The 17563-nt window shown below is 63.2% G+C and carries 16 protein-coding genes; 9 read left to right on the forward strand and 7 right to left on the reverse strand.

The window, feature by feature from the left end:
- The 3 genes from cobN to ACIPOO_RS25490 are packed head-to-tail and all read left to right on the forward strand — an operon-like array spanning nucleotide 1 to nucleotide 5454.
- Complete coding sequence (cobN, locus tag ACIPOO_RS25480) at nucleotides 1-3780, forward strand: cobaltochelatase subunit CobN (RefSeq protein WP_400610662.1); 3780 nt, start codon at nucleotides 1-3, stop codon at nucleotides 3778-3780.
- A 7-nt stretch (nucleotides 3781-3787) separates the two neighbouring features.
- Nucleotides 3788-4795, forward strand: coding sequence for an ATP-binding protein (locus tag ACIPOO_RS25485; RefSeq protein WP_400610664.1), 1008 nt, complete (start codon nucleotides 3788-3790; stop codon nucleotides 4793-4795).
- A 20-nt stretch (nucleotides 4796-4815) separates the two neighbouring features.
- A complete protein-coding gene (locus ACIPOO_RS25490) occupies nucleotides 4816-5454 on the forward strand; it encodes a VWA domain-containing protein (RefSeq protein WP_400610666.1) in 639 nt (212 codons plus the stop codon).
- 254 nt (nucleotides 5455-5708) lie between these two features.
- On the opposite strand, the gene ACIPOO_RS25495 is transcribed toward ACIPOO_RS25490, so the two are convergent.
- Entirely contained in the window at nucleotides 5709-5975 is a 267-nt protein-coding gene (locus ACIPOO_RS25495; RefSeq protein WP_274136629.1) for a hypothetical protein, read from the reverse strand.
- Nucleotides 5976-6376: 401 nt separating this feature from the next.
- Here ACIPOO_RS25495 and ACIPOO_RS25500 point away from each other — a divergent pair, with 401 nt between their 5' ends.
- Nucleotides 6377-7681 (forward strand): sigma-54 dependent transcriptional regulator, encoded by a 1305-nt coding sequence (locus tag ACIPOO_RS25500; protein WP_274136627.1) that lies wholly within the window; start codon nucleotides 6377-6379, stop codon nucleotides 7679-7681.
- A gap of 87 nt (nucleotides 7682-7768) precedes the next feature.
- Here the strand turns inward: ACIPOO_RS25500 and ACIPOO_RS25505 are convergent, their stop codons facing one another.
- Together ACIPOO_RS25505 and pnuC are read right to left on the reverse strand one after the other, a co-directional pair.
- Nucleotides 7769-8302 (reverse strand): AAA family ATPase, encoded by a 534-nt coding sequence (locus tag ACIPOO_RS25505; protein WP_400610669.1) that lies wholly within the window; start codon nucleotides 8300-8302, stop codon nucleotides 7769-7771.
- Nucleotides 8303-8309: 7 nt separating this feature from the next.
- On the reverse strand, nucleotides 8310-8873 hold the full coding sequence (gene pnuC / locus ACIPOO_RS25510; RefSeq protein ID WP_400610671.1) for a nicotinamide riboside transporter PnuC: 564 nt from the start codon (nucleotides 8871-8873) through the stop codon (nucleotides 8310-8312).
- Nucleotides 8874-9201: 328 nt separating this feature from the next.
- Here pnuC and ACIPOO_RS25515 point away from each other — a divergent pair, with 328 nt between their 5' ends.
- Both ACIPOO_RS25515 and ACIPOO_RS25520 read left to right on the forward strand, forming a co-directional pair.
- Nucleotides 9202-10032, forward strand: a complete 831-nt coding sequence (locus tag ACIPOO_RS25515; RefSeq protein WP_274136624.1) for an undecaprenyl-diphosphate phosphatase — start codon at nucleotides 9202-9204, stop codon at nucleotides 10030-10032.
- A 4-nt stretch (nucleotides 10033-10036) separates the two neighbouring features.
- A complete protein-coding gene (locus ACIPOO_RS25520) occupies nucleotides 10037-10471 on the forward strand; it encodes a DUF1294 domain-containing protein (RefSeq protein WP_400610673.1) in 435 nt (144 codons plus the stop codon).
- Nucleotides 10472-10571: 100 nt separating this feature from the next.
- Here the strand turns inward: ACIPOO_RS25520 and ACIPOO_RS25525 are convergent, their stop codons facing one another.
- Nucleotides 10572-10922, reverse strand: a complete 351-nt coding sequence (locus tag ACIPOO_RS25525) for an MmcQ/YjbR family DNA-binding protein (RefSeq protein WP_274135829.1) — start codon at nucleotides 10920-10922, stop codon at nucleotides 10572-10574.
- 187 nt (nucleotides 10923-11109) lie between these two features.
- Between ACIPOO_RS25525 and ACIPOO_RS25530 the strand changes: the two genes are divergently transcribed.
- Nucleotides 11110-12195, forward strand: a complete 1086-nt coding sequence (locus tag ACIPOO_RS25530; protein WP_400610675.1) for a hypothetical protein — start codon at nucleotides 11110-11112, stop codon at nucleotides 12193-12195.
- A gap of 1 nt (nucleotide 12196) precedes the next feature.
- On the opposite strand, the gene ACIPOO_RS25535 is transcribed toward ACIPOO_RS25530, so the two are convergent.
- Nucleotides 12197-13105, reverse strand: a complete 909-nt coding sequence (locus ACIPOO_RS25535; protein WP_400610677.1) for a LysR substrate-binding domain-containing protein — start codon at nucleotides 13103-13105, stop codon at nucleotides 12197-12199.
- Between the two features lie 130 nt (nucleotides 13106-13235).
- On the opposite strand from ACIPOO_RS25535, the gene ACIPOO_RS25540 reads away from it, so the two are divergent.
- The gene (locus tag ACIPOO_RS25540) at nucleotides 13236-13841 is read left to right on the forward strand and encodes an FMN-dependent NADH-azoreductase (RefSeq protein WP_274135826.1); all 606 of its coding nucleotides are present in this window, start codon (nucleotides 13236-13238) and stop codon (nucleotides 13839-13841) included.
- A gap of 432 nt (nucleotides 13842-14273) precedes the next feature.
- Nucleotides 14274-15314, forward strand: a complete 1041-nt coding sequence (locus tag ACIPOO_RS25545; protein ID WP_400610679.1) for an alpha/beta hydrolase family protein — start codon at nucleotides 14274-14276, stop codon at nucleotides 15312-15314.
- Between the two features lie 112 nt (nucleotides 15315-15426).
- Here the strand turns inward: ACIPOO_RS25545 and ACIPOO_RS25550 are convergent, their stop codons facing one another.
- Both ACIPOO_RS25550 and ACIPOO_RS25555 read right to left on the reverse strand, forming a co-directional pair.
- A complete protein-coding gene (locus ACIPOO_RS25550) occupies nucleotides 15427-16296 on the reverse strand; it encodes a TIGR03915 family putative DNA repair protein (RefSeq protein WP_400610681.1) in 870 nt (289 codons plus the stop codon).
- Nucleotides 16293-17513, reverse strand: coding sequence for a putative DNA modification/repair radical SAM protein (locus ACIPOO_RS25555; protein WP_400610683.1), 1221 nt, complete (start codon nucleotides 17511-17513; stop codon nucleotides 16293-16295). The genes ACIPOO_RS25550 and ACIPOO_RS25555 overlap by 4 nt, the downstream gene beginning before the upstream one ends.
- Nucleotides 17514-17563: the final 50 nt, after the last annotated feature.

Consider the following 17563-nt stretch of genomic DNA (forward strand, 5'->3'; position numbering starts at 1 on the left):
ATGCACCTGCTGCGCACCCAGCCCGGCGGCTTTGTCCCCGACGACAGCATCGCCGACCTGGGACAGACGCCTGCCGATCTGGTGATCCTGTGCAGCGGTGATTCCCATCTGGCGCTGCTGGCCGAAACCGCCCAGCAGCTGCCTGACGATTACCCCAGTCTGCGTCTGGCGAACCCGATGCAGGTGCAGAATCATGCCTCGGTCGACCTCTATGTCGACGAAGTGCTGCGCCACGCCAAAGTCATCGTGATTTCCCTGCACGGTGGCATCGGCTACTGGCGTTACGGCGTCGAACGGCTGGTGGAGCTGGCAGCGGCCTCCAGAAAAGGTGCGGGCGTGAAGCTGATTCTGGTGCCGGGCGACGACCGCCCCGACCCGGAACTCAGCGACCTGAGCACTGAACCTGCCGAGGACCGCGAGCGGCTCTGGCACTACCTGCGCCAGGGCGGCAAGCACAATGCCCTGCAGCTGTTCAATTGCCTGGCCAGCCGTTGGCTGGACCGCGACTACGCCTGGGAAGAACCTCAAACCCTGCCGCGCACGGCGATCTATCACCCGCACAAGGCCAGCGCGACCCTGGCTGACTGGCAGGCCGAATGGCAGGTCGATCATCCCGTGGCCGCGGTGCTGTTCTACCGCTCGCATTTGCAGGCGGCCAATACCGGCTTCATCGACGTGTTCTGCCAGCGACTGGTGGCCCAGGGATTGAACCCGTTGCCCATCGCCGTGGCGAGCCTCAAGGAGCCGGCCTGCCTGGACGCCGTGCAGGACTGGCTGGATCAGGCCGAGTGCGAGGTGATCCTCAATACCACCGGCTTTGCCCAGTCCAGCCCGGAAGCGCCGCATTTGCGACCGTTCCGTCTAAATGTGCCGGTGATCCAGGCCATCTGCGCCCAGGACAATGAACCCGCCTGGCAGGCCAGCGAGCAGGGCCTTGGTTCGCGGGATCTGGCGATGCACATCGCGCTGCCGGAACTGGACGGGCGCATCATCAGCCGCCCTATCAGTTTCAAAGACCTGGCCTGGCGCAGCGAGCGCAGCCAGTCCGACGTGGTGTGCTACCGGGCGCAACCCGAGCGCATGGATTTCGTCGCCGAGCTGGCGCGACGCTGGGTGTTGCTGGCGCGCACCGCCAATGCCGACAAGCGCGTGGCGCTTATCCTGGCGAACTACCCGACCCGCGACGGGCGCATCGGCAACGGCGTCGGGCTCGACACTCCGGCGGCGGCCTTGAACATACTCAAGGCCATGCAGGATGAGGGCTACCCGGTCCAGGACCTACCGGAAAGCGGCACCGCACTGATACACGCTTTGCTGGGCGGCGTGACCAACGACCCCGATAGCCTCGATCAACGCCCCTGCCACCAAAGCATGGCGATGGACGACTACCTGGCGGCGTTCGACGCCTTGCCCCAGGCCAATCGCGAGGCGGTGATCGAGCGCTGGGGCTCGCCGCAGAACGACCCGATGTGCCGCAACGGGCGGATGATGGTCGCCGGGCTGCGCTTGGGCCTGACCTTCGTCGGCATCCAGCCGGCGCGGGGCTATAACGTGGATCACAGCGCGGTCTACCACGACCCGGACCTGGTCCCGCCCCATGGCTACCTGGCGTTCTACTTCTGGCTGCGCCAGACCTATGGCACCCACGCGGTGATTCACGTGGGCAAGCACGGCAATCTGGAGTGGCTGCCGGGCAAGGGCGTCGGGCTGTCGGAGCAGTGCTGGCCGGACGCGATTCTGGGGCCGTTGCCCAACATCTATCCCTTTATCGTCAACGATCCGGGCGAGGGTGCCCAGGCCAAACGCCGCACTCAGGCCGTCATCATCGACCACCTGATGCCGCCGCTGACCCGCGCCGAAACCTACGGGCCGTTGCGCAATCTGGAACTGCTGGCGGACGAATACTACGAGGCGCAGTTGCTCGACCCACGGCGAGCGCGCGAGCTGCAGAAGGACATCCTGCGGTTGGTGCGCGAAACCCACATCGACCGCGAGCTGGCGCTGGATGAAGGGCTGGACGCAGATGCCGACGCGGCCATCTGGCTGCCACGCCTGGACACTTACCTGTGCGACTTGAAGGAGTCGCAGATTCGCGATGGCTTGCACGTCTTCGGCCAGTCCCCGGAAGGCCGCTTGCGCATCGACACGCTGCTGGCGATTCTGCGAGTGCCGCGCGGTGATGGCAAAGGTGCGCAAGCCAGTCTGTTGCGTGCCTTGAGCCATGCGTTCGAGCTGGGCTTCGACCCGCTGGACTGTACGTTGGGCGAGCCGTGGAGCGGTCCGAAACCTCAGGAACTACATGAAGTCAGTGCAGATCCCTGGCGCACGACCGGCGATACCCGCGAGCGTCTGGAGCTGTACGCGCAGCAGATGCTGACGCAGATCCTTGATAACCAGCATGGCTATAAATTGATTGAAAACAATGAATTAGAACTCATTGTTAATGCGGTGCTAGAAGTCGTGGCGCCAAGGCTGGATCACTGCGGCCCTGCGGAAATGCGTGGCCTGCTGGATGCCTTGGGTGGCCGTTTCGTGCCTGCCGGCCCCAGCGGCGCGCCGAGTCGCGGGCGGCTGGATGTGCTGCCCACCGGGCGCAATTTCTTCTCGGTGGACGTGCGCAACCTGCCGACCATGACCGCCTGGAGAATCGGCTTTCAATCGGCCAATCTCTTGCTGGAAAGGCACTTGCAGGACAATGGTGATTACCTGCGTCAACTGGGGTTGTCAGTCTGGGGCACGGCGACCATGCGCACCGGCGGCGATGACATCGCCCAGGCCATGGCGCTGATGGGCGTGCGCCCGGTGTGGGCCACGGGTAGCCAGCGGGTCGATGACTTCGAGATCCTGCCGCTGAGTCTGCTGGACCGTCCGCGGGTGGATGTGACGCTGCGGGTGTCCGGCTTCTTCCGCGATGCCTTCGCCAACCTGATCCGCCTGTTCGATGCCGCTGTACAGGCCGTGGCCGCGCTGGATGAGCCGGATGACATGAACCCGCTGGCCGCCCGCGTGCGCCAGGAGCGCGAGCAGTTCGAGCGCGAAGGGCTGAGTGCCGAGCAGGCGGCGAAACAGGCTGGCTGGCGGATCTTCGGCGCCAAGCCCGGCGCCTATGGCGCAGGTGTGCAGAACGCCATCGACGGCCGCCTGTGGCAGACCCGCGAGGACCTGGCCGAGGTGTACCTGAACTGGGGCGGCTATGCCTATGGCGCAGGCGACGAAGGCACCCCGGCGCGCAACGACTTCGCCCGCCGCCTGAGCAAGGTGCAGGCCGTGGTGCAGAATCAGGACAACCGCGAGCACGACCTGCTGGACTCCAATGATTACTACCAGTTTCAGGGCGGCATGCTGGCGGCAGCCGAAAGCCTGAGCCGCGAAACCGTCGCCAGTTACCATGGCGACCACAGCCAGCCCGACCTGCCGAAGATTCGCAGCCTCAAGGAAGAACTCAACCGGGTGGTGCGCTCGCGGGCGGCCAATCCGAAGTGGATCGAAGGGGTCAAGCGCCACGGCTACAAGGGCGCCTTCGAAATGGCCGCGACCGTGGATTTTCTGTTCGCCTTCGATGCCACCACCGAACTGATCGACGATCACCAGTACGCCCTGCTGGCCGATGCCTACCTGCTCGATGCTTCCACCCGGGACTTCATCCAGCAGCACAACCCCGATGCCTTGCGCGACATGACCGAGCGCATGCTCGAAGCCCAGCAGCGCGGTTTGTGGCAGGAACCGGGCGAGTATCGCCAGGCGCTGGAAAACCTGTTGCTGGATATAGAAGAGACCTGAGTTGCCTATGACCGACACCCCACATTTCCCGCTGGCTGCCGTGGTCGGTGCCGACGAGCTGAAGCTGGCGCTGTGCCTGACGGCCATCGACCCGAAGATCGGCGGCGTGCTGATCGAAGGGCCCCGCGGCATGGCCAAATCGACCCTGGCTCGCGGGCTGGCCGACCTGTTGGCCAGTGGTCAGTTCGTCACCTTGCCGCTGGGCGCCACCGAGGAACGGCTGGTGGGCACCCTGGACCTGGATGCGGCGCTGGGCGAGGGCCGGGCCAGTTTTTCTCCGGGGGTGCTGGCCAAGGCCGATGGCGGCGTGCTGTATGTGGATGAGGTCAATCTGCTGCCTGATCACCTGGTGGACCTGTTGCTGGATGTCGCGGCCAGTGGGGTCAACCTGGTCGAGCGTGACGGCATTTCCCACAAGCATCCAGCGCGATTCGTATTGATTGGCACCATGAACCCGGAAGAGGGTGAACTGCGCCCGCAACTGCTCGACCGCTTTGGCTTGAACGTCGCCCTGAGTGGGCAGACGGTGCCTGAACAGCGCGGGCAGATCATTCGTCGCCGCCTGGATTTCGATGCAGCGCCTGAGGCGTTTTGCGAGCAGTGGGCCGGGCAGCAGCAGGCGCTGAAGACGCGTTGCGAAACGGCACGCAGTTTGTTGGCTGGCATCGAGCTGGATGATGCGAGCCTCTCGAAGATCACCGAGCGCTGCTTTGCGGCCGGTGTCGATGGTCTGCGTGCGGACCTGGTGTGGTTGCGGGCGGCTCGGGCCCATGCGGCCTGGCGCGGGGCGTCAGCCATTGCGGACGAGGACATCGACGCAGTGGCCGAATTTGCCTTGCGCCATCGTCGTCGCGAAAGCCCGCCGCAGCAGTCAACCGCGCCGAATCAGGACAGCTCTGGCCAGGCGAGCCAAAACCCGCCGCAACAGGGCGAGGGCAATTGGGGCCAGATGCCGGCGCAGCCCGTTGCCAGTGGCGCACGGCGTGAAGTGCCCAGCTGGCCAAAAAAGCCTTAGGCATTCGCCCCCGCAAGAGCATGGGGGCGAATGCCAACCCCCGGCCGGGCAGGCTTGACGGCGGCAAGAGCGGTCCAGTCCGGGCCGGTGGCGAAGGCGCTATTGCCTGGGTGCCGACACTGCTGCGCGGCCGCCCGCAGCGCCGCGCCGATCTGGTCCGTCAGCCGCGTACACACAAGGCGCAGGCGCTGTGGCTGGTGATTGTCGACGCATCGGCTTCGACCCGGCGGCACCACGCCTTGAGCCAGGCCAAAGGGCTGTTGGCGCAGTTGTTCGATGACGCTTATCGCCAGCGGGCGCGGCTGGCCTTGCTCACCGCCAGTGGTGGCGGCGCGCGGTGGCAGCAGCATGGATTGAAGGCAGGGGCGGCGTTGCAGCCCTGGCTTGAAGCCTTGGGTGCAGGGGGCGGCACGCCATTGCTTGAAGCGATCGGGCAGGCGGGGGAATGGCTGGCCAAACGGCTTGATCGTTACCCGGCGGAGGCGCAGCGGGTGGTGATTCTGACCGATGGGCGTATCAAGGAAATTTCGCCGGTCAGCGCGTTTGCCTGCCCGAGCCTGTTGATCGATATCGAACGTGGACCGATCCGGCTGGGCAGGGCGCATGAGCTTGCTCGCTTGCTGGATGCCGAGTATCGGCACATCGACGAGCTTGGGTAGCGGCTGGGGCGGGTGAACACCCTGATATCGCTACGCCGGCAAGCCGGACTGCTACGAGGTTTTCTGCGTACGCCAATTTTGCATACACCCCCTTTTCCGTAGCAGTCCGGCTCGCCGGCGTCGGGGCCCTCAACATCGCTCCCGCGGGCAAGCCCGGCTGCTACGGGTATGTGGTGTGCTCGGGATCTGAGTTCACCGAGGCCCCGTAGCAGCACGGCTTGCCGGCGGGGCGATCTTGGGGGCGCTGCCGCTTTTCAGGCTGGCATGGTCCACGGCTCCAGACGGTAACCTTCACCGCTGATCTCGGCGCGGGCCTGTTCCAGTGCCTGGGCCAGTTGCTGCGGATCGCGGTAGGTGCTGCTTGGAATCTGTTTGCGGCCAATGCGGGTGCTGGTGCGATCGACGACCGTCAGGCTCAGCTCGCCATTGCCATCCTGTGCGGACCAGGCCACGCACTGGAAGGGTTCGAAGGCGTGACCGGCGATCAGCAAAGCATCGTTAAAGCGCAAAGGGGCGTTCATGGAAAGTCCTCAAGTGCCCGTAACATTCAATCACCGATGGCGGGCTTCCCAGTCGGCAGAGTCATTGGTTCAGCTACTTGTACTGATGACCGGCCCCCAGTGTTGAGTCACAAGATATTTCGATATTTTTCAATTTATCTACGTTTTTTTGCGATCCGTGCCGTTTACAGCCGGCGTTTCTGCCTGTGGACGGGTGTTTCAATACTGATCCAGTAGTTTGATTACCTTTTTAATGCCTTTTTGATCTTTCTAATCACCTTTCGATCTGAGCCTTAGATTCAAACGGTCCAAGCGCGCGTCAAAAACATTGCTAATGTACATTTCAAGGCTGCCAAGACACTGTTTCTAAAAATGTTTTTGCTACGGAATATTATTCGAATCGTGGCGCCAAGGAACTTGATATGCATGAGATGGCATCAATCCGCCGCCTGTTAATTGTCGAACCCTGTGATGAATGTCTGCGCCTGATTCCCGGCCTGCGCATAGCCGGATGGGAAGTGGACAGCTGCGCGCTGGAGTCGGCTGCCTCCCATCCGTGTGACGTGGGCCTGATTCGCCTGATGCCGCAGCATTTCGAGCAGCCGCAGTTGATCAAGGAATTGATCACCCGCAGCAACACTGAATGGATCGCGGTGCTGACAGCCGACGACCTGCGCCGAGAGTTGATCGGCGATTTCGTCTGCGAGTGGTTTTTTGATTTCCACACATTGCCGTTCGACGTCGCCCGGGTGCAGGTCACCCTGGGCCGCGCCTATGGCATGGCACGGCTGCGTGCCCAGGGCGCCAATTACGGCAGTGGGCCGGAGCATGAAATGCTCGGTGAGAGCCGCCCGATCCGCGAACTGCGGCGCCTGCTGACCAAGCTTGCTCCTACCGAGTCACCGGTGCTGATCCGTGGCGAACCCGGCACTGGCAAGGAGCTGGTGGCGCGTACCCTGCACATGCAGTCCCAGCGGCGCAATCAGCCGTTCGTGTCGATCAATTGCAGCGTCACCGGCGAGCAGCAATTGCAGGTCGAGTTGTTCGGCCAGGACGAAGACGGCCAGCGCAGGCCGGGGCGAATCGAAGCGGCCCATGGCGGCACGCTGTTCCTGGACGAGATTGGCGACCTGCCGCTGGACGTGCAGGCCAATCTGCTGCGCTTTCTTCAGGACCGGCACATCGAAATAGCCGGGGAGCGGGTCGCCGTGGACGTGCGGATTCTGGCCGCCACCCATGTGGATCTCGAAGCCGCCATTCGCAAGAAGCGCTTTCGCGAAGACCTGTACTACCGCCTCAACGTGCTGCAAGTCGGGACGGCACCGCTGCGGGAGCGCCATGGTGACCTGGCGTTGCTGGCCAATCATTTCGCCCATTTCTACAGCCAGGAAACCGGGCGCAGGCCGCGCAATTTCAGCCAGGACGCGCTGGTGGCCATGGGCAAGCACGACTGGCCCGGCAACGTGCGCGAACTGGAAAACCGGGTGCGCCGTGGCCTGGTACTGGCCGAAGGCAGACAGATCGAAGCCTTTGACCTGGGGTTGCTGGGCGAGGAAGAAATCAGCTCCAGCATGGGCACCCTGGACGAGTACAAATCACGGGCCGAACGCCAGGCCCTGTGCGACGTGCTGACCCGCCACAGCGACAACCTCAGCGTGGCGGCCAAGGTGCTGGGCATATCCCGGCCAACGTTTTACCGGTTATTGCACAAACACCAGATTCGTTGAACCCGGCCTGTTGTCCTGTGAGAGAGCGAAGTCATTCGCGAATGACAGGCGGGCAATAAGAAACCAGTCGAATGCACGCCATTCGACTCAGCTTTGCGCAGTCTCCAGCAGCTGCTGCACCGCTGCAAACGCCCGGTCCTTGCGGTAGCTCCAACTGCCGTCGATCACTTCAAACCGTTGCCCGGTCTCGACCAGCCAGCTCCGGCACCCTTCGAAAAACGCCCAGCGCTCGGCAAAGCCCGGCTGGCAGCGCATGCCGTCGCCGACCCACTCCACGCCGTCCGGGGACAGCAGCAGGTGCAGGTCGTAGTGCCTTGAGGCCAGGGCCTGATCGAGCCAGGGCGGGCAGTCACCGAACAGGGTCTGGCTCCACAGGATATTGCTGAGCAAGTGTGTGTCCAGAATCAACAGTTCAGGCGCGCGGGCGCGGGCGGCATCTTCCCAGGCCAATTGCCCTTGAGCGATGGCGGGGATGTCGGCGTAGCAGGTGTCACGCTCTTCCTGCTCGATGAAATAGCGCACGTACTCGGAAACCCGTTCGCCACCGAAATGCCGCTGGATGTGTTCGGCCAGCCAGCTCTTGCCGCTGGACTCCGGGCCAGTCAGTACCAATACCTTCATGGGAGCGTCAACGGGCCATGGCCGGATCGGCGCGCCAGTCTCGCCAGCCCTGCACGGCCAGCAAGGTGAACAGGCCATACAGGGCCGCCGTCAGATACAGATCTTTATAGAGGAACAGTCCGACGAAGATGACATCCAGCACGATCCACAACGGCCAGCACTGCAGGCGCTTCTGCGCCATCCACACCTGGGCCACCAGGCTGAAACCGGTCAGGGCCGCGTCGAGCCAGGGTTGGGCGGCGTCGGTGAAATGGGCCATCGCAGCGCCCAGCGCCAGGCTGACCACCGCGCCGATGGCCAGGCTCAGGGCCAGCGGGCCGGCCCCCAGGGACGTCACGCGACGGCCCTCGATGACTTCGCTGCGGCGTGTCCATTGCCACCAGCCATACAATTGCAACACGGCATAGACAACCTGCAGCAGCATGTCCGAGTAGAGTTTCACGTCGAAGAAAATCCAGGTGTAGAGCAACACCATCACCAGGCCGATCGGCCAGCACCAGGGGTTCTGCCTGACGGTCAGCCAGACGGCGATGACACCCAGTGCTGCGGCGAACAGCTCAAGCCCGGACATGAAGACTCCTGCATTCGAAAAGGGGGGAATGAATCGACCGGCGATTGTAAGCCGTTTGGCGTGCGTTGTGGCGGCACGATTGCGACAGAGGTTGCGAACTATCGACGTGTGAGCTGTCGAACCCTGCGCGCCGCGATCCTGACACAGCCTTGCTAGAGCGTTTGCCACAAGGCTCTGGTAGGATCGCGGCGCGCGAGTGCATGGCACCGCAAATCTTGACTGTTCATGCGATTTTTTGACATCGGACCGTTTATCGTTCGCGTAACAGTGCTCAGAACATTTCAAGAGAGTCTCGCCATGAGCGGGCTCCATTTTTTTTGGGGGAATGATGGATCTTTGGACCGCCGCACAGGCGTTGATACTTGGGGTAGTGGAAGGGTTGACGGAGTTCTTGCCGATCTCCAGCACCGGGCACCAGATCATTGTCGCCGACCTCATCGGGTTTGGTGGCGAACGGGCGATGGCGTTCAACATCATCATCCAGCTGGGCGCGATCCTGGCCGTGATGTGGGAATTTCGTCACAAGATCTTCGAGGTGGTCACAGGCCTCCCGACAAAGCCGCAGGCGCAGCGTTTCACCCTCAACCTGATCGTCGGCGTGTTGCCGGCCGTGGTACTGGGGGTACTGTTTTCCGACCTGATCCACCATTACCTGTTCAACCCGATCACGGTCGCTGCGGCGCTGGTGCTGGGTGGTTTTGTCATGCTCTGGGCCGAACGCCGCGAGCACCAGGTGCATGCGAACACCGTGGACGAGATGACTTGGGTCGATGCGTTGAAAGTGGGTTTTGCCCAGTGCCTGGCGATGATTCCCGGCACTTCGCGTTCCGGCTCGACCATCATCGGCGGCCTGTTGTTCGGCCTGTCGCGCAAGACCGCCACGGAGTTTTCCTTCTTCCTGGCCATGCCGACCATGGTCGCGGCGTCGGTGTACTCCGGCTACAAATACCGCAACCTGTTTCAGCCTGATGATTTCGCGGTGTTCGCGGTGGGCTTCATCACCTCGTTCATCTTCGCGATGATCGCCGTGCGTGGCCTGCTCAAGTTCATCGCCACCCACAGCTATGCAGTATTTGCCTGGTACCGCATTGCCTTCGGCTTGCTGATCCTGGCGACCTGGGCGTTCGGCTGGGTCGACTGGTCCAGTGCCCAGGCCTGATGCGGTGAGCCCGCGCGCGCAAACCAGGACCGCCAGCCGCACGGACAAGGCATCCGTGCGGTTTCTCAAGTTCAAGCTCGCCGCCATGGCCTTGCTCTGCGCATTGCCGCTGTATGGGGTGATCTCCATCGGGCTGCGGGGCGGCTCGTGGCTGCCGCTGCTGGTTTACCCGGTGCTCAGCGCGATTGCCTTCGGCCTGTATGGCCATGACAAAAGCCAGGCCCGCAAGCAGGGGCCGCGCACCCCGGAAAAACTCCTGCACGCCACGGAGTTACTGGGCGGCTGGCCGGGTGCGCTGGTGGCGCAGCAGATGTTTCGACACAAGACACGCAAGGTGTCGTATCAGACGGTGTTCTGGCTGATTGTGTTGGCGCATCAGTTGTTCTGGATTGATCGACTGTTGCTGGGTGGCAACTTCCTGGCCCGACATTTTTATTGAGCCGGATCCCGTAGCAGCACGGCTTGCCGGCGGGGGCGCCCTCAAGATCGCCCCGCCGGCAAGCCGTGCTGCTACGGGGTGGTAAAACTTGCAGACGTGTTCAAGCATCGAGCCTGAGCGCCACTTGCCGGCGCTTGGGCAGCTTGCTGACCACCAGTTGATGGGAACGGGTCAGCAGCTCGCGTAGCTCTTCGCTGCTCATTGCGAACGGATAGGTCAGGGTGACCCAGTGCGCCCGCGCAAGGTACGGGGCAGGGCGCACGCCCGGACGGTCGATGTAGCCCAGGAACAGATCAGGCCCCACCTTGAATGACAGGTCATTGCCGGCAAGGCCCATTACCGCGAACATTTTAGTCTCGGCAATCGAGAACACCCGCACGCCACCCCATTTGTAATCTTCCCGCGCACCTGGCAGGCCCAGGCAAAACTCGGCGACGTCTTCGATGTTCATAGGGTTCCTGTTCGATCAGTGAATCTGTCCGATGTCCGTTTTAACAGATTCAGTCTTGTAGCGCCTGTCACCCTTTACGACAGGGTGTGATCGAGCGGATCGGTCGCGCCCATCATTTTTGCAGGATGCATTGCCATACCCGGTCAACGCCGTTGCAGGCAGGCGGGTCAGCATCTGGAGAAACGCAATGCCTTTGACACGACGCGACATTCTTTTCGGCGGCGCGGTGTTTTGTCTGCCGTGGGCCGCTGGCGCCACGGTGGGGCCCGGCTTGAACCTCAGGCAACTTGCGGCTGCCATCGCCCCGGCAGAGGCGGCGCAGGTGTCGTTGCCGGACGCCGTGGTCGAGCAGATTCTGGAACGCGGTGGCTGGTCGCCCATGGCCGACGACAACATCAAGGGCGAGACGCTCAAGGCCGACTTCGTCAAGGGCCTGATGCTCGACTACCGCGACCGACCCACGGACCGCGCGGCTCAGTTGGGGCTGGGATTGCTGGCGCTGACCCTCGGCGTGGCGCAATGGGGCATCGACGACCCCGCAGGCCTGCCCCAGGACCCGGCCATGAGCGACTGGAGCGCCCAGACCAGCGCAAACGCCGGCAAGCATCTGATGAGCTACGGCGTGGGCGGCGTCGGCATCGCCCATCTGGATCAGGGCGACCTGATCGCCTTCATGGACTACGTGCTGCAAAGCGGCGTGGTGCCCGCCGAGCATCGGTCGGCGTTCGCCCGGTTGACCAGTCCCGCGCTCTATCCACCAACCCAGGGAGGTGTTTATGGTCAGTTGCGGGCGGCAGGCGTGTGCGCGCCGCTGGCCATCGACGTTGACCTGGAAGGCGCCGCGTTCAAGCATTTCAACAACCCGCACAATGTCGGGTACTGCAGAAAGTACAAGAACCCGGCGCTGACGTCCCTGGACTGGCAGACCTTCCGTACCTGGGTCCGCGCCGCGCTGCGCACCAAGGAGGCGCAGATCTGGCTGCTCGAGGCCTGGCTCACGAAATACTGGGACAAGAGCCTGGCCGTGGTGCCTCCCGGGGAGGGCGCGACCGAGGAACTGCTCATCAATGTGCGCATCCGCAATTCGCTGCCCGCCTGTGCCAACCGCGCTCTGGAGGCTGCTGCCGAAGGCGCGGAGGGGCGAGTGCGCCGTGAACTGGACGAATACGCCAAATGCGCGCCGAGCGCCTACGAACGCAGGCGCGAGTTGATGCTGCGCTCGGTGGTGCTGTATCGGCATTTCACCGGGGCCGCGCCGCTGGATTTCAGTTGATTCAGGCGCAGCCCATGGACTGGCCCGAGAACGCCGCCGTCACGTGGTCGATCCAGGCACGTACGGCGGGCAAGGATCCGCGCCGCTGGGTATAGGCGGCTTGCAGGTTGCCACCGGGCATTGACCAGTCGGGCAACAGCCGCACCAGGCTGCCGTCGGCCAACTCTTCATGGCAGTTCATCATCGGCAGCATGGTGATACCCAGCCCCGCCACCGCGGCCGCCTTGCGGATCGGGAAATCGTCGATGGCCAGGCGCGGCTCCAGTACCACCTCAAAGCGCCGACCGTCCTGATGCACCAGTTGATAATGCACCTTGCGGTCAGCGTCGATGGCGCCCAGCGCAGGCAGGCTGGCCAGATCCTGGGGCGTCTGGATGCTGTGGCTGGCGGCCAGGGCCGGGGAGGCCACCAGCACCGCTTCGGCTGGCGAGAGCTGGCGAACGATCAGGCTGGGGTCTTCGTCGCCGATGTCTCGTACGCGCAAGGCCACGTCGATGCTCTCGTTGACCAGATCGACGCGGCGGTTGACCAGCAACAACTCCAGTTGCACGTGCGGGTGGTGTTCGAGGAATGCCGTCACCACGTCGCTCAGGCCCCAATGGGTCATGCCCACCGGGCAAGACACCCGCAAGCGCCCGCGAGGCTCCGACGACAGGCTGGCCACGGCTTCGTCGGCCATCTGCGCCTCCAGCAACATGGCCTGGCAGTGCTGCAGATAGCGCTCGCCGATGGTGGTCAGGGCCAGTTTGCGCGTGGTGCGTTGCAGCAGGCTGGCGTTGAGTCGGGTTTCAAGTTCCGCGATACGCCGGGATAGTCGGGACTTGGGAATGCCCAGCGCGCGGCCGGCGGCGGCAAACCCGCCACACTCGACCACCTGGACGAAGTAGTAGAGATCGTTGAGATCTTGCATGGGTTAAATCTGATTGTCCTGTGAGTGGGACAAACTATCGCATTTTTGCCGACTAATCAGCTATTGGCTTGCGCGGTAGGATGATCACCATTCAGTCGCCCAGCGGCGATACTCACTCAGGAAGCCCGTTATGAAACTCTTGCACATCGATTCCAGCATCCTCGGCGATCATTCCGCTTCGCGCCAGCTGAGCCGTGGCGTTGTCGAGTCCTTCACCGCCGCCCATCCGGGCACCGAAGTGGTGTACCGCGACTTGGCGAACGACGCACTGAGCCATTTCTCCGGCGCCACCCTGGCCGCAGCAGGCACCCCGGCTGAAGGCCGCGACGCTGCTCAAGCCCGCGAAGTGGACACCAACGAAGCCGTGCTGCAGGAATTCCTGTCGGCTGACGTCGTGGTTCTCGGCGCACCGATGTACAACTTCAGCATCTCCAGCCAACTCAAGGCCTGGATCGACCGCATCGCCGTTGCCGGCCGTACCTTCCGCTACACCGAAGCCGGTCCTGAAGGCCTGTGCAAAGGCAAGAAAGTGATCGTGGTTTCCACCGCCGGCGGCCTGCACAGCGGTCAGCCAACCAGCGCCGGCCACGACGACCTGCTCAAGGTGCTGTTCGGTTTCATCGGCGTCACCGACCTGCAATTCGTCCACGCACAGGGCCTGGCCTATGGCGACGAGCCACGTGCCAACGCCATGAGCGCTGCGAAGAAACACATCGAGGAAACCCTGTTTGCCTGATGTCTGACCTCTTCAGGCGTTAAGCGGCGCATTGTGTAGCGATGCACCGAGGTAGCAGACAGTGTCACCGCAAGCCCCATCGTTCAACGGCGCCAAGCCAGCGGACGATGGGGCTTTTGTCGTTTATGGCCCCTTGTCACCACCCGTTCAGCCGGGCGACAGGCTTTGCGATTTCTTTGCGAGTAACGTGTAAGGGTTGCGGGTAGAATCGCCGCCCGGTTTGGTCGACGCAGTACGTGGAATGGCCAGTTTTTCTGTTTCTCCAGAGTTTGGCCCGTCTTGTGCACTATTGATCTGCAAGCCGCTTTGAAAGCGGCGTTGAATGTATTCGGCGCGCGCCGGTCATATGGCTACAGCCGCCGATTTACAAGGACATCAGACATCTCGGGTCTGGATTCCAGGGCATGGATTGACAAGGTGAGGGGCATTGCAATGATGCGTCTTTGTGCAGCGATGGTACTGGCCCTGTTCGGCAGCCTGATTTCGGTGCAGGCCAGCGAACTGGCGAACTGGAGCGTCGGCTTTCATGAGCTGACGTTCCTCGATCCTCTCGATTCCCGGCCCATGCACGCCTACGCGTTTTACCCGTCCACCGACCAGGACCAGATGACCCGCGTCCAGGGCTATCCCGTCGAGGCCACCCAGGACGCCACCATCGCCATGGGGCGCTTTCCGTTGCTGATGCTTTCCCACGGCAATGCCGGTACGCCGCTGGCCCAGCATGACTTGGCCACCTCGCTGGCGCGCCGTGGCTTTGTGGTGGTGGCGGTGTTTCACCCCGGTGACAACTATCTGGACCACAGCCGCCTGGGCAGCCTGAGCAACCTGTATGGCCGCCCGCAGCAGATTTCCGAAGCGATCAGCGCCGCCTTGCTGGACCCGATGCTCTCGCCCTATGTCAGTGCCCGGCGAGTGGGGGTGATCGGTTACTCGGCAGGGGGCGAAACCGCGCTGATTCTCGCCGGCGCCCAACCTGACCTGCAGCGCTTGCGTCAGTACTGCATGGAGCGGCCTCAGGACCGCGATGCCTGCAAGACCCAGGGCGAACTGCTGGCTGACCGCGATGACCTGCACGCCCAGGCCGACCCCCGTGTCGGCGCCTTGATGCTGATGGCGCCACTGGGCTTGATGTTCGGTCGCCATACCTTGTCTGAGGTGCATGTGCCGGTGCTGCTCTACAGCGGCGATGGCGATGAATTGCTGGCCATCGACAAGAACGCCGAAGCCCTGGCGCGCAAGTTACCCGAGGTGTCGGACTTCAAGCTGTTTCCCGGGGCCGGACACTTTGTGTTCATGGCGCCTTGCGATGACCTGCAACGGGCGACCCAGCCTGGTTTGTGCACCGATCCGGTGGGAGTGGACCGCGAGGACATCCACCGTAACCTCAGCAGCGAGGCCGTGCGCTTCTTCGGCACCGCGCTGGGAACACCGATGAGTACGGCAGGCATGCAGACGGCGGTGCATCGGCAGTGATATCAGGATTCAGACCTGTAGGAGCGCGCTTGCCCGCGACCGCGGTGTGTCATTGATACATGCGTCTCTGGCACACCGCAGTCGCGGGCAAGCGCGCTCCTACAGGGCTTGATCAACTGCTCTTGCGAATTACCTTTCCTCGCCGCTCGGCAATCTGCCGGGCCTGACCATCTCGCTGCTTGCCGGTACGCGCTTCGCTGATCAGCGCCGGAATCAGCGGCCCCTCGGGCAAGTTCTTCCAAAAACGCGCAGGCAGGTGCCCTTGCATCACCTTGGGGTTGAGCCGCGCCGGGTTGAAGATGTGGCTGTAGTAGGTCAGCCACAATTCGCCGTGGGGATCTTCGGCGTTGCGCGCCAGGGTCTTCCAGGCCTCGGGGCACTGGCGCTGATAGACCAGACGCTCGCCGTCGTAAAACACGCCATCCTTGGGCGTTGCGATCATCCAGCAATGCCTGCCCATGCGCCCGATGAAATGTTCGCTGGCAGTCAGCAGGATGTCATGGGCCGGTTCATGCCAGGCCACGAACTCCGGCAGCTTGTGGGTTTCCAGCAGCGCGGCTTTTACCGCCAGATCCTTGCCATGGGCTGCACCGGGCAGGGCAACGAAACGCAGGAATGCATGCAAGTGGTGCGCTTCACGACTGACCCGCTTGAGGCGCCGATGCAGTTCGCTGCCCAGCTTGTCCCCGGCCAGCATCGCGGTGCGGTCGCCATGGCTGACCCGCCACAGCACCTCGTACAACAGACTCCAGCGCTGCTCGCCGCAATATTGGCCGGCGTTCTGCAGCAGGTCGAGCAAGGCCATCGGCACCCGCGCCTGAAAAGGCCCAGGCGTGTCAGGGTACTGCTGGTCGGTGCTGAACAGGTCGGCGTCCTCGCGCAGGCTCCAACTGACCTGATCGGGATCGATCTGATGGCTCAACAGCCAGCGCGCCTGTTGGCGCCAGGTGTCGAACCGGTCGTCGCAGTCGAGGATGATCATGCCCACAACGCCATCTGTTGCGGCTGCGGACGGTCACGCAACTGCTCACGCAGCGAGACACTGGAACTCTCGGCAGAACGTGGATGGTAGTCGCTGGTGATGATGAACGGCCTGGCCTTGGCCAGTACGCAGCGCAGGCGGGTGAGGTCTTCATAGCGAATTCGCCGTTCGCGGCGCAACTCGACCAGCCGCTTTGTGGTGCGGATGCCAATGCCGGGAATGCGCGCGATCATCGCAGGTTCGGCGCGGTTGAGGTCCAGCGGAAAGACGTCACGGTGTTCCAGCGCCCAGGCCAGTTTCGGGTCGATGTCCAGCGCCAGGTGGCCCGGCCCTGCCAGCAGTTCACCCGCGCTGTAGCCATAGCCGCGCAGCAGGAAGTCCGCCTGGTACAGGCGGTGCTCGCGCATCAGCGGCGGGGCGGCCAGCGGCACGCTTTTCGGGCTGTTGGGAATGGGGCTGAACGCCGAGTAATAGACGCGCTTGAGGCGATAGTCGCCGTACAGCGATTCGGCAGTGTGCAGCAAGGTGCTGTCGTCGGTGTCATCGGCGCCGACGATCATCTGCGTGCTTTGCCCGGCCGGGGTGAAGCGCGGCGCCCTGGGTTCGTTGAGCACTGTCTGCTGGCCGGTGTAGATGGTGTTCATGGCCTGCTTGATCGAGCCCATTTCCTTTTCCGGCGCCAGCGTCTGCAGGCCGGCCTGGGTCGGCAGTTCGATGTTCACGCTCAGGCGATCGGCGTAGCGTCCGGCTTCCTCGATCAGCGCGGGATCGGCTTCGGGGATGGTCTTGAGGTGGATATAACCGCGAAACTCGTGTTCCTCGCGCAGCAGCTTGGCAACGCGCACCAGTTGCTCCATGGTGTAGTCGGCCGAGCGGATGATGCCGGAGCTCAGGAACAACCCGCTGACGCAATTGCGCCGGTAGAAATCCAGGGTCAGGGTGACGACTTCCTCAGGGGTGAAGCGCGCCCGGGGCACGTCGCTGGAGCGGCGGTTGACGCAATACTGGCAGTCATACAGGCAGAAGTTGGTCAGCAGGATTTTCAGCAGCGAGACGCAGCGGCCATCAGGCGTATAGCTGTGGCAGATGCCCATGCCGGTGCTGTTGCCAAGCCCGGACTTGCCCTCGGAGCTGCGCTTGGGCGCGGCACTGCTGGCGCAGGAGGCGTCGTACTTGGCGGCGTCGGCGAGGATGCTCAGCTTGTCGATCAGCTGCATGGAAATACCCGATACTGTTTTTATATACAGTATCGGGTTGAAGGGCGACT

The organism is Pseudomonas sp. NPDC090201 (genome assembly GCF_044746825.1).
Classification (GTDB): Bacteria; Pseudomonadota; Gammaproteobacteria; order Pseudomonadales; family Pseudomonadaceae; genus Aquipseudomonas; species Aquipseudomonas putida_AD.

What these genes read in the sequence shown, in the direction of transcription:
- cobN (WP_400610662.1), top strand. Translation starts at nt 1, where the DNA reads ATGCACCTGCTGCGCACCCAGCCCGGCGGCTTTGTCCCCGACGACAGC.
- ACIPOO_RS25485 (WP_400610664.1), top strand. Translation starts at nt 3,788, where the DNA reads ATGACCGACACCCCACATTTCCCGCTGGCTGCCGTGGTCGGTGCCGAC.
- ACIPOO_RS25490 (WP_400610666.1), top strand. Translation starts at nt 4,816, where the DNA reads ATGGGGGCGAATGCCAACCCCCGGCCGGGCAGGCTTGACGGCGGCAAG.
- ACIPOO_RS25495 (WP_274136629.1), bottom strand. Translation starts at nt 5,975, where the DNA reads ATGAACGCCCCTTTGCGCTTTAACGATGCTTTGCTGATCGCCGGTCAC.
- ACIPOO_RS25500 (WP_274136627.1), top strand. Translation starts at nt 6,377, where the DNA reads ATGCATGAGATGGCATCAATCCGCCGCCTGTTAATTGTCGAACCCTGT.
- ACIPOO_RS25505 (WP_400610669.1), bottom strand. Translation starts at nt 8,302, where the DNA reads ATGAAGGTATTGGTACTGACTGGCCCGGAGTCCAGCGGCAAGAGCTGG.
- pnuC (WP_400610671.1), bottom strand. Translation starts at nt 8,873, where the DNA reads ATGTCCGGGCTTGAGCTGTTCGCCGCAGCACTGGGTGTCATCGCCGTC.
- ACIPOO_RS25515 (WP_274136624.1), top strand. Translation starts at nt 9,202, where the DNA reads ATGGATCTTTGGACCGCCGCACAGGCGTTGATACTTGGGGTAGTGGAA.
- ACIPOO_RS25525 (WP_274135829.1), bottom strand. Translation starts at nt 10,922, where the DNA reads ATGAACATCGAAGACGTCGCCGAGTTTTGCCTGGGCCTGCCAGGTGCG.
- ACIPOO_RS25530 (WP_400610675.1), top strand. Translation starts at nt 11,110, where the DNA reads ATGCCTTTGACACGACGCGACATTCTTTTCGGCGGCGCGGTGTTTTGT.
- ACIPOO_RS25535 (WP_400610677.1), bottom strand. Translation starts at nt 13,105, where the DNA reads ATGCAAGATCTCAACGATCTCTACTACTTCGTCCAGGTGGTCGAGTGT.
- ACIPOO_RS25540 (WP_274135826.1), top strand. Translation starts at nt 13,236, where the DNA reads ATGAAACTCTTGCACATCGATTCCAGCATCCTCGGCGATCATTCCGCT.
- ACIPOO_RS25545 (WP_400610679.1), top strand. Translation starts at nt 14,274, where the DNA reads ATGATGCGTCTTTGTGCAGCGATGGTACTGGCCCTGTTCGGCAGCCTG.
- ACIPOO_RS25550 (WP_400610681.1), bottom strand. Translation starts at nt 16,296, where the DNA reads ATGATCATCCTCGACTGCGACGACCGGTTCGACACCTGGCGCCAACAG.
- ACIPOO_RS25555 (WP_400610683.1), bottom strand. Translation starts at nt 17,513, where the DNA reads ATGCAGCTGATCGACAAGCTGAGCATCCTCGCCGACGCCGCCAAGTAC.